This is a genomic window from Streptomyces sp. 2P-4 (assembly GCF_030167965.1).
GTDB lineage: Bacteria > Actinomycetota > Actinomycetes > Streptomycetales > Streptomycetaceae > Streptomyces > Streptomyces globosus_A.
Map to the genome: position 1 here is coordinate 783248 of NZ_CP095011.1, position 10762 is coordinate 794009.

The 10762-nt window shown below is 74.1% G+C and carries 9 protein-coding genes and 1 pseudogene; 6 read left to right on the forward strand and 4 right to left on the reverse strand.

Going from position 1 to position 10762, the window contains the following annotated elements; all coding sequences use genetic code 11:
• The first annotated feature begins 46 nt into the window (after nt 1-46).
• Entirely contained in the window at nt 47-1138 is a 1092-nt protein-coding gene (locus MUK52_RS03135) for an FAD-dependent oxidoreductase (protein WP_284574499.1), read from the forward strand.
• Between the two features lie 280 nt (nt 1139-1418).
• Nucleotides 1419-1934: pseudogene (locus tag MUK52_RS03140) on the forward strand (VOC family protein); the annotation flags it as partial.
• A gap of 341 nt (nt 1935-2275) precedes the next feature.
• Here MUK52_RS03140 and MUK52_RS03145 read toward each other — a convergent pair.
• Both MUK52_RS03145 and MUK52_RS03150 read right to left on the reverse strand, forming a co-directional pair.
• Nucleotides 2276-4465, reverse strand: coding sequence for a putative bifunctional diguanylate cyclase/phosphodiesterase (locus MUK52_RS03145; RefSeq protein ID WP_284574501.1), 2190 nt, complete (start codon nt 4463-4465; stop codon nt 2276-2278).
• Nucleotides 4466-4518: 53 nt separating this feature from the next.
• Nucleotides 4519-5349, reverse strand: coding sequence for an SAM-dependent methyltransferase (locus tag MUK52_RS03150; RefSeq protein WP_114055352.1), 831 nt, complete (start codon nt 5347-5349; stop codon nt 4519-4521).
• Nucleotides 5350-5665: 316 nt separating this feature from the next.
• Here MUK52_RS03150 and MUK52_RS03155 point away from each other — a divergent pair, with 316 nt between their 5' ends.
• The 3 genes from MUK52_RS03155 (at nt 5666) to MUK52_RS03165 (ending at nt 8040) form a co-directional block, all read left to right on the forward strand.
• Nucleotides 5666-6409: a hypothetical protein gene (locus MUK52_RS03155; RefSeq protein ID WP_162793188.1), complete on the forward strand. Its 744-nt coding sequence runs from the start codon at nt 5666-5668 to the stop codon at nt 6407-6409.
• 80 nt (nt 6410-6489) lie between these two features.
• Nucleotides 6490-7260, forward strand: coding sequence for a bestrophin-like domain (locus MUK52_RS03160; RefSeq protein ID WP_114055350.1), 771 nt, complete (start codon nt 6490-6492; stop codon nt 7258-7260).
• Between the two features lie 183 nt (nt 7261-7443).
• Entirely contained in the window at nt 7444-8040 is a 597-nt protein-coding gene (locus MUK52_RS03165) for a hypothetical protein (protein WP_114055349.1), read from the forward strand.
• A 175-nt stretch (nt 8041-8215) separates the two neighbouring features.
• Here the strand turns inward: MUK52_RS03165 and MUK52_RS03170 are convergent, their stop codons facing one another.
• Nucleotides 8216-8746, reverse strand: coding sequence for a hypothetical protein (locus MUK52_RS03170; protein WP_114055348.1), 531 nt, complete (start codon nt 8744-8746; stop codon nt 8216-8218).
• A 351-nt stretch (nt 8747-9097) separates the two neighbouring features.
• On the opposite strand from MUK52_RS03170, the gene MUK52_RS03175 reads away from it, so the two are divergent.
• Nucleotides 9098-9784, forward strand: a complete 687-nt coding sequence (locus MUK52_RS03175; protein ID WP_114055347.1) for a class F sortase — start codon at nt 9098-9100, stop codon at nt 9782-9784.
• Nucleotides 9785-9821: 37 nt separating this feature from the next.
• Here MUK52_RS03175 and MUK52_RS03180 read toward each other — a convergent pair whose 3' ends face one another.
• Nucleotides 9822-10745, reverse strand: a complete 924-nt coding sequence (locus tag MUK52_RS03180) for a polysaccharide deacetylase family protein (protein WP_114055346.1) — start codon at nt 10743-10745, stop codon at nt 9822-9824.
• Between the last annotated feature and the right edge of the window lie 17 nt (nt 10746-10762).

Here is a 10762-nt window from a genome sequence, read left to right on the forward strand (position 1 = left end):
CGCAGCGACCGCTTTCCTGGAGACCACGACGAAGGAAGGACGAGCCATGACGACAAGCACCCTGACGGCTGCGACCGATGTCCTGGTGGTCGGCTCCGGACCGACGGGGCTCGCCCTCGCCTGCGACCTGGCCCGGCGGGGCATCGCGGTGCGGGTTCTGGAGCGGCGCCCGGCACCCCACCGCGAATCGCGCGGCAAGGGGCTTCAGCCGGAGGCTCTGGAGGTCCTCGACGAACTCGGCGCGGGCGACCGCATCAGGGCTGTCGGGCGGACCGGGATCGTGCTGCGCAAGTACTTCGACGGCGAGCACATCGGCGACTCCCCCTCCGACGCCGGGATCCTCGTGGGGCAGTGGCAGGTGGAGGAGGCGCTGCGGGAGCGGCTCGCAGAGCTGGGCGTGCGCGTCGGGCACAGCGAGGCCCTCGTCGCCGTCGACCAGGGGACGGCGGGCATCCGCGCCGAACTGGCCGACGGCACGAGCGTGCACGCGGCCTACCTGGCCGGCTGCGACGGCGGCCGCAGCACCACGCGCCGGCTGCTCGGGGTCCCGCTCGAGGGGAGTACCTCCGAGGAGGAGGCGATGGTCCTCGGCGACGTGCAGGCTCCCGGCCTCAGCAGGGAGTTCTGGCACCAGTGGTTCACCGCGGAGGGCGGCGGCATCCTGCTGTGCCCCATGCCGGGGACGGAGTCCTTCCAACTCCAGGCGGCGCCCGAGAAGGACGAGGAAGGCCGGACCCTGCCGCCTTCCCTGGAGGGCTTCCAACGGCTCTTCGACCGGTACGCACAGGTCCCCGGGATACGCCTGGCCGACCCCACCTGGATGTCGTCGTGGCGGGCCAACTCGCGGGTGGCGGCGCGGATGCGCCGGGGCCGCGCGTTCCTCGCCGGGGACGCGGCGCACGTGCACCCGATAGCAGGCGGGCTCGGCATCACCACCGGCATCCGGGACGCCGCCGCCCTCGCCCGAACCCTCGCCGCAGCCCTGACGGGACCGGCCACGGCTGAGGTACTCGACGCCTACGAGTCGGAACGCCTCCCCGCGGCAGCAGCGGTCGTGGCCGACACGACGCAGCGCTACGAGCGCGTGGTCCATGCAGTCCGCACTCCAGGCCGCGGCACGGAGACCGGCATGGCCTGACGCCCCGCCCCCTCACCCCGGCCGACGGGCCGGACCCGGGGGTCCGGCTGCCCGACCGGGCTCACCGGCGGGGGCTGCGCGGCGACGAGCCCGGCAAAGCCCAGCACAGCACGGGGCGGGCCCAGCGGCCCGCTTCGCGTGCACTGCGCTTCAGACGACGGCACGCAGGGGCAGCAGCCGGCAGCCGGCCCGCGGAAGGAGTCCCAAAGAACTTATTCAGGACAGGAGTTGTCCTCTTCGCGTCATAGGGTCGTCGCATCACGAGGGGATGCACGAGAGGATGAGACCGATGGGGCACACAGCGCCCGAGGGCTACACGAGCGTTGCACCGTGGGTGGTCACCGACGACACCGGCGCACTGCTCGACTTCATCACCGCCGCGTTCGACGGCGAGGAACTCGCCCGGGTGCCGGTCGAGGACGGCACCATCGGCCACGGCGAGATCCGTGTCGGCGACACCGTGGTGCTGGCCTTCGACCGGCGGCCCGACTGGCCGGTGATGCCCTCGCTGCTCCGGGTCTACGTCCCGGATGCGGACGCCGCGATGGCTGCTGCTGTGGCGCACGGGGCACAGGTGGTCACCGAGGCCGCTGACAGCGCGTGGGGGGATCGCGGTGGCCGGGTGAGGGATCCGTTCGGCAACATCTGGTGGGTGGTGAGCCGGGTGGAGGAGGTCGCACCGGACCGGGCCTGGGAGCGCATGTTCGAGCCGAAGTACGCCGAGGCGATGCGCACGGCCCAGGAGACGCTGGATGCCGCCCTGAGCGGCCGGGAGTCGGGGGTGGCAAGTACCCCCGCGGCGCCCGACCGACTGAGCCTCTGCGGGGTCGCGGTGCTGACTGCGGGCCGGACATGGCCGCGCGGCAACGGGGCTGATGACGAGCGGATCGCCTCGACCACGGCCAGATTGCACCCTGGGGGGGGCGTGCTCCGGCCGACTTCCGGGGGGCGGGGCCTCGCTGTCGCGGGCAAGCCGGCCCGCGGCCGGGCCGGGCAGGCCGGGCAGCCAGGTGGGCCGGGCGGGCCCGCGGTGTGCCGCCGGGGCGGGACCGCGGACCACGGGCGCGGCACCCGCCCGTGGTCCAGGCCGGCGAGCCCGTGGCGGGAGGGGTGGAGCCGGCTTGGGGACGGGGGGGGTCAGCCCGGGGAGGGGATGGCGTCGGCGAGGGTCAGGGCGTGGATGCGGTCCGGGGCGCCGGGGCGGGCGTAGTACCAGCCCTGCGCGGTGTCACAGCCGAGTGCACGGAGTTGGGCCGCCTGGGCGCCGGTCTCCACGCCCTCGACGGTGACGGCGAGTTCGAGGCTGTGGGCCAGGGACACGATGCCCTCGACGATCTTGACGTCGACGGGGTTGGCGGGCTGCTGCTGCATCCCCTTGGTGAAGGAGCGGTCCAGCTTCAGCACGCTCACCGGGAGGCGGCGCAGGTTCGCGAGGTTCGAGTAGCCCGTGCCGAAGTCGTCGAGGGCGATGTCGACGCCGAGGTCGGCGAGGCGGCGCAGCGGTTCCAGGAGTTCGTCGTCCGCGCCGATGAGGGCCGACTCGGTGACCTCCAGGCACAGGGCGCCCGGGGTGAGGCCGGCGTTCTCCAGGACCGCGACCGTGTCGGCGACCAGGCCGGGGTGGTGGAGCTGGGTCGGCGAGAGGTTGACGTTGACCCGAAGCGGCGAGCCGCCGTGTTCGCGCTGCCAGGTGCGGGCCTGCCGGACGGACTCCTCCAGCACCCAGCGGCCCAGCGGCACGATCAGACCGGTCCGCTCGGCCAGCGGGATGAAGCGGTCCGGGCCGAGTACGCCGTACTGCGGGTGCTCCCAGCGGACCAGGGCCTCCGCACCGCGGACCGTGCCGTCGTGCATGTGGACGAGCGGCTGGTACTCGATGAAGAACTCGCCGCGTTCGAGGGCCGCGGGGAGGGCGTTCGTCAGGCCGTGGCGGGTGATCGCCCGGGCGTCGGCCTCCGCGTCGGCGAACTCGAAGCGGCTGCCGCCGGCCGCCTTGGCCCGGTACATGGTGATGTCCGCGCTGCGCAGCACCTCCGCCGGGGTGCGCTCCCCTGCCGGGCCCTCGACGATGCCGATGCTGCCGCGGACGGACAGCTCCCGGCCCTCGATGCGGATCGGGGCCGACAGGGCGGACAGGATGCGGACGGCGAGCTCCGTCACCTTCTCCTGGGTGTCCGGGCCGGTGGTCAGCGCCACGAACTCGTCGCCGCCGAGCCGGGCGACGACCTCGCCGGGGCCTGTCGCGCAGCTCTGGAGCCGGTCCGCGACCTCCACGAGCAGCCGGTCTCCCGCCGAGTGGCCGAGGCTGTCGTTGACCGCCTTGAAGCCGTCCAGGTCGAGGTAGCACAGGCCGAAGCGGGTGCCGCCGCCGCTGAGGGCCTTCTCCAGGCGTTCGAAGAACAGTGTCCGGTTGGGCAGGCCGGTCAGGGCGTCGTGCGTGGCCTCGTACCGCAGCCGCAGGTTCAGCAGGCGCCGTTCGGTGGTGTCCTCCATCAGCGCCAGCTGGTACTGGGGGCGGCCGTCGGCGTCGCGCAGGAGCGACACCGTCAGGTTGGTCCACAGCACGGTGCCGTCGTGCCGGTAGTACGGCTTCTCCACGCGGTAGCTCTCGCGCTCGCCGCGGACGAGTTCGCCGTACATGCGCCAGACCTGCGGGGCGTCGTCGGGGTGGCCCCACTCGCTGACGTTGCGGCCGCGGACGTGGCCGCCCATGCCGCCGAACATCTGGAGCAGGGCGTCGTTGACCTCCAGCACGTTGCCCTCGAGGTCGGCGATGCCGATGCCGACCGCGGCGCCCTCGAAGACCGCGCGGAAGCGCTCCTCGCTGGCGTGCAGGGCCTGCTGGGCGTCGATGCGCGCGGTGAGCGCGGAGCGGGCGATCGCCTCCTGCTCCCGCAGGGTGCGCTCGCGCAGGGCGCGGGCGAAGCCGGCGGCGATCTGGTGCTGGAGGCGGGCGCATCGGGACCGGTACTCCTCGGTGCCCTCCGCCCCGACGCCGTCGGGCCCGCAGTACAGGACGAGGTAGGACTCGACGACGCCGAGCGTGCCGGCGAGCGCCTCGGGGTCGGTGCAGTGCACGGCGACGAGCTCGGCCCCGACCTGCTGGGCGACGGCCGCGTCGAACGGCCTGGCGTGCAGGGCCTCGGCGAGCGTGCGGGTCAGCGGCACCAGGTGCTGCTCGAACTCCGGGCGCGTCAGGGAGGTCGCCGTGAACGGGAAGATGGCGCGCCCCCAGATCGTGGCGAAACGCGCGATCCGGTCGTCCAGGCCGCTGTGCGGGGCCGCCTGCGGGCACGGCTGCGGGACGCGTGAGGGGCCGGACTGCACGGGCTCCGCGTCTTTCGGGGTCGGTGTGCCGGGGGGCACCGCGGCCGTCGTTCTCACGCCTTGCGTCCCACTCCGCCGTAGCCGGAGAAGGCGTACGGGTCCTCCGGCATGTCTCCGTCCTGCGGGTCCGCGAGGCCGCCGGGCTGCCAGTTCGGCATCGACACGACGCCGGGGTCGACCAGTTCGAAGCCGTCGAAGAATCGGGCGACCTCGTCGCGCGTGCGCATGACCAGCGGGTTGCGGATCTCGCGGTAGACGCCGACCGTGCCGCTGGCGACCTCCTCGGACAGCGGCATGCCCTCGTACGAGGCGTGGGTGAGGACGAGCAGGCTGCCCGGGGGCAGGGCGTCGCGGAGTTCGGCGACGGCGCCGTACGGGTCGTCCGAGTCCTCCAGGAAGTGCAGGACGGCGACGAGGAGCAGGGCCACGGGGCGTTCGAAGTCCAGCAGCCGCCCGACCTCGGCGGCGCCGAGGATGTCCTGCGGCTTGCGCAGGTCGGCGGAGACGACGCCGGTCTGCGTGTCGCCCTCCAGGACGGCGCGGCTGTGCGCGACCGCGACGGGGTCGTGGTCGACGTAGACGACGCGTGCGTCGGGGCTGGCGGCCCGGGCGACCTCGTGGACGTTGCCGAAGGTGGGGATGCCGGAGCCGACGTCGAGGAACTGGGTCACGCCCTGGGCGGCGGCGTAGCGGACGGCGCGGCGCATGAACGCCCTGTTCGCCTGCATGATCTTCGGCAGGCCCGGCATGAATTCCATGGCCCGGCGGGCGGCCTGCCGGTCCACCTCGAAATTGTGGGAGCCGCCCAGGTAGTAATCGTAGATGCGGGACACGCTCGGCACCGATATGTCGATACCTGGCGGGGCCCAGGTGGGGCGCTCCATCTCGGTCTCCAAGCCGTAGTCCGTGGCGGTCGTCCGGGGGGTCGGACACCTGTCCGAGCCGAATGTACTGATCATCGCCCAAGGGGGCGAGCAAAAGCGGAAATTGGTGATCCGTTCTTCATCACACACCAAAGACCTCTGGGGCCCCCCGCGCCACCGATGACGGAAACCGACACGTCCCTTTTGGGAATCGCCCGAGAGGTGATCAGATCGGTTCGGTTCGTGGCTCAAACCTCTATGGTCTGAACAGCACCCGTTCAGGCGAACCAGGGCTGTGCCCCGCGTACGCGGGCGCGCGCGAGCCCATGCTGCCCGGGTGAACAGAGCCCGTACCCGGCGTTTGATCGTGCTCCCGGCCCTGCTGTGGGCGGCCCTGGCCGCCACGCCGGCCGTGGCCGATAGCTGCGCCTACGCGACGATCGGCGACGGCGGCGCCGGGGGCGGCATCAGGCTGACCGCCGTCGCCGGCAGCGGCGCCGCACGAGCCGCCGGAGGTGGCGCACATCACGGCGGCGGTCCGCCGGATGCCGAGGCCCGCGCAGCGGACCGGGGCGGCGGCCGCGGGCACGGCCACGGCCACGGCCACGGCAAGGGGCGGGGGAAGGGCCACCGCTGCCACGGGCACGGCCGCGGCCACCCCTGCCCGCCGCCTCCCCCGCCGTGCCCGCCGAAGCCGACGCCCGCCCCGACGCCGAAGCCCACTCCGCCGCCCAAGCCCACTCCGCCGCCGAAGCCGACCCCGCCGCCCGCTCCCCGGCCCACTCCCACTCCCCCGCCCCCGCCGCCGGCCCCGCCGAAGCCGGAGCCGCCCAGGCCCGCCGCCGTCCCGAAGGCGCCCGAACCGGCCCCGCCGAAGCCCGCGCCGGCCCCCTCACGGGCCCAGGCCGCGCCCGTCCCCGTGGTCCTCCCTCCGCCCCCTCCGGCGAAGAAGCCCGTACCGAGGCCCGCTTACCGCGCCGCGACCGCGAAACCGGTCGAACACCACATCTCGCCGGTGACCTTCACCCTCATGACCGCGGCGCCCGCGGTGCTCGCGATCGTCGCGCTGCGCCCGCGCTGACCCCCGCCGCCCCGTCCGCCACCGCGGTCCCGTCACCGCCGCCACGCCCGCGGCCCGCCCGCGCACGATTGGGAGTCCCCTTGTCGGAATGGCTCGTCCTGACCCTCGCGATGGCCGCGGCCTGCGCCGTCGTCCTCGCCATCGCCTTCTTCAACCACCGGAGGATCGGCGAGGACGACGATCCCAGCGAAACCCCCGACGTCATCGAGTACATGACGATGATGATCGGGGTGATCTACGCGATCGTGCTCGGCCTGGCGATCGCCGGCGTGTGGGAGGGCCGGGGAGCGGCCCAGGAGTACGTGCGCCAGGAGGCCCAGGCTCTGCACGAGATCAGCGTCCGCTCCCAGGTCTACCCGGCCGAGGTCCGCGACCGGATCCGGGCCGGTGTCGACGCGTACGTGACGTACGTGGTGGACACCGAGTGGCGGCAGATGGCCGAGCACGGCACGGTCACCGACCGCAGCGGGGAGCTGCTGGAGCGGATCCGCCGGGACGTCACCGACTACGAGCCGCAGACCGACCACGAGGGGCAGGCGTACCAGCCGCTGGTGGACCAGGTGGCGCTCGTCGACGACGCCCGCAGCGCCCGGGGGCTGAGCGCGGGGGCCACCATGCCCGGTGTGGTGTGGTTCGGGCTGATCACCGGGGCGCTGGTGACCGTGGGGATGATCTTCATGCTGCAGATCCGCCGCTCCTTCCGGGAGCTGCTGCTGGCGGGCCTGTTCAGTGCGCTGATCGCGTTCCTGCTGTTCCTGATCTGGGACTTCGACGCCCCGTTCGGGCGGGGCATCTCCGCGACCGCCGAGCCGTTCCTCGCGCAGTTCCCGCACCTGGACCTGGGCGGCTGAGCGCCACGCCAAACCGGGGAGGGGCCCGCTCTCCCCGGTTCGGCCCAGCAGTGTGCCCCATTCGCCCGCTCCTGATCGCGGGGAGGCGGGCCCGCGCCTAGCGTGGCGGGCATCGGGGATGCATCCCCCACCGCCGGCGGAAACCGTTCCGCGGCTGCTCCCCGGGATCCGGAGAACCATTCCATGGGTGCGATACGCAGCTCCGCCACTGCCCTGCTCGGCGCCGGCGCCGCGGGCGCCGTCCTTGCGCTCGGCGTCTTCGGTGCGCCCGCCGCGATCGCGGCCGAGGCGCAGCCCATCACTTCCTTCGGCTTCGCCATCACCCCGTCGACGGTCGCCCCGGGCGGCCAGACGGTGCTGTCCGTCACCGGCTGCGACGCCGCCTTCGCGACCGTCTCCTCCGGGGTCTTCGACACCGTGAGCATCGCCCGGGGCAGCACGGCGCGCGTGACCGTCGACCGCGACGCCCGCCGCGGAGCCGTCTACTCCGTGACGTTCACCTGCAACGGCGAGAACGGCTCCGCCGACCTCACCATCGCCGGCGGCACGGCCACGCCGACGACCAGCTCCACCTCTGCCGAGCGGCCGGCCGCGCCGCGCACCGGAACCGCCACGGCGCCCGCCGAGTCGGCGGCGGCGCGCGGCGTGCGGGGCGGGCTCGGCGGCAGCGTCGCCGGGATGGACGCCGCGGAACTCGGCGCGGGCGCGGCCCTGTTCCTGGCCGCCGCGGCAGGGACCGTCGTCGCGCTGAGGCGCCGCGGCTCGGCCCACCGCCACTGACGCGGCGCCTCTTGCGGCACCACGCCTGCACCACCGCGCCACCGCACCGCACCACGCAGGCACGGCATCGGCCGCGCCCGGGGCGGCCGCCGACAGCCGGTCGCCCCGGATCCCGTACGGGATGCGGGGCGGCCGGCGTGTGTTCCGGGCAGGGACCGGGGAGGTCGGCCGGTCGTCAGGCCCGGTTGCGGTGGGGGCGGCGGCGCCGCAGGACGTGGACGCCCGCGCCGAGGGCCGCGGCGCCGACGAGGCCCGCGCCGATGGCGGTCTCGGCGGCGGAGGGGCCGAAGGAGCCGCCGAGACCGCCCTGGGCGCCGCGGCCGTGGAGGATCTGGAAGCGGTGTGTGGCGATCAGGTTGCTGTCGTTGCACTTGACCGACAGCGTGTGCGTCCCGGGCGACGCGTGGTTGAAGATCCGTACCGTCGCGAACCCGACGGACCCGGCCGACAGGTTCGCCGGCGAGAAGTTGCCGGGCGACGCAACGGTTCCGCCGTGACCGCAGCCGGCGGCGCTGACCTGCATCGTGGCCCCCTGGTGCACCGAGTACGGGGTGACGGAGACGTTGCTGGGGCCGCGGCCGCCGTTGCCGCCCTGGCCCCCGCTCTCCGGCGGCCCCGCCGCCGGGTTCGCCGAGGCGACCGGAATACTGAGACCGACGGCGACGCACGCCGCCGCGGTCACGGTGAGAGCGCGCAGAACACGCATGGTGGAACCTCCAGCGGAAAGCGCCCCGGAGCGGTCGCCCGGGATGATCGACGAGAACGCCTCCCATCACGAACCCTCAGGTCGGACCGCAAGCGGCGCATGTCCGGCTTTGGTCCGCACGGTTGAGCGACACGCCGCGGGCCGGTCGCGGTACCTGACGGATCCGCAGGTCATGACCTGTCAGGAGTTTGTGTGATGAATACCCGGACGGGTGCAACCCGTCCGGCCCCGCCACCCGTTCGCCCGGCACCGATCGCCGTCTTGCGCGAGCGGGCTTAGCGTGCGTGGAGAAGGGCGTGAAGGGGCGGGATGGAACGCGGGCCGGGACCCCCGCGTCGGGAAGGGAGAGCCATGACCGAGGACGAGAGTGAGCAGCGGCCGAGGAGACGCTCCCCCTGGGGCGTGCTCGCGCTGGTCATGCTCAGCGGCCTCGCCATGATGCGCAACGGCGCCGAGTCCGGTGAAGGGCCGCCGCAGCCGGCGGCCGCCGCGGCGGTGTCGGCGTCTGCCGGGCAGTCGGACGGGCAGGCGCCGATGCCGCTGCCGCCGGGTGCGGCGCTGCCGGCGGGTGTCGCGGAGCTGGAGCACTCGTCGGTCCAGCGCATCCGGATTCCGCAGATCAGGGTGGACGCCCCGGTGATGACGGTGGGGCTGGACGCGCAGGGCTGGATCGAGGCCCCTCCGGCCCAGGATCCGAACCTGGCCGGCTGGTACCTGAACGGGATCGCGCCGGGCCAGCGCGGCTCGGCCGTCGTCGTGGGCCACGTCGACAACGAGCGGGGCCCGGCGGTGTTCTACGGGCTGGGCGCCCTGCGCAAGGGCGACCGCGTCGAGGTCGACCGCTACGACGGGCGCACGGCGGTGTTCGAGGTGTACGGCGTGGAGGTGTTCTCGAAGGAGACGTTCCCCGGAGCCCGGGTGTACGGGGACACCGGCCTGCCCGAGCTCCGGGTGATCACGTGCGGCGGCGGCTACTCGAAGGCGCGGGGCTACGACGGCAACGTCGTCGTGTTCGCCCGCATGGTCGAGGCCCGCTGAGCCGCGGGCGCCCCCGCCCCGCTGGGGATACGTTTCCTCAGCGGGACGGCAGCACGGGCAGGGTCATGCGGTAGCCGCGGTTCAGGAGCTGCGGCAGGTAGGTGGCGAGGGCGTGGACGCTCTGCGTGCGGTCGCCGCCGGCGTCGTGCGAGAGGACGATCACCCCGGGTGCGGCGCCCCTCAGGACGCGGGAGACGATCACGGAGGTGCCCGGTTCCGTCCAGTCGAGGCTGTCGACGGTCCAGGCGAGCGGCTCCATGCCCAGTTCGGCGCCGATCTCGAAGGCGGCCCGGTTCCATGCGCCGTACGGCGCCCGGAACCACAGGGGCGGGGCGCCGACGGTCTTCTCGACGACCTCGCTGGTCCGGCCGATCTCGGAGGCGAGGCCGGGCCTGCTCAGGCTGGGGATGAGGGGGTGGGACCAGGTGTGGTTGCCGATGAGGTGGCCCTCCGCGGCCATCCTGCGCACCAGGTCGCGGTTCTCGGCGGCCATCTCGCCGCACACGAAGAACATGGCGCGGACGCCGTACCGGGCGAGGGTGTCGAGGATGCCGGGGGTGTAGCGGGGGTCGGGGCCGTCGTCGAAGGTGAGGACCATCGAGCTGCGGGCGGCCGCGGCCGGGTCGAGCTCCAGGATGGGCCGGGTGCGGACAGCGGGCCTGGCGGCCGGAGGGCGCACCGGCGCCTCGGCGGTCATGGGGGCCAGCCGGTAGGAGGTGCGGCCGGGGGTCTGCGGCCGGACGGCGGGGACTCCTCCGGGCCCGGCCGCGCCCCCCGGGCCGGGTCCGGCGGCGCCCGCGGCTCCGGCGGCTCCCCCGCCCCGGGGGGTTCCGCCCGCGGCGCCGGTGCCGGGCGGGCCGGACTCGCCGGAGGCCAGGAGTCCGGAGGCCGTGGCGATCCCGAGGAAGACTGCGGTGCGCAGGAGTACGCGCCGCCCGACTGTCGGCTCGTCATTTTTCATTACTCCTACGTATCAAC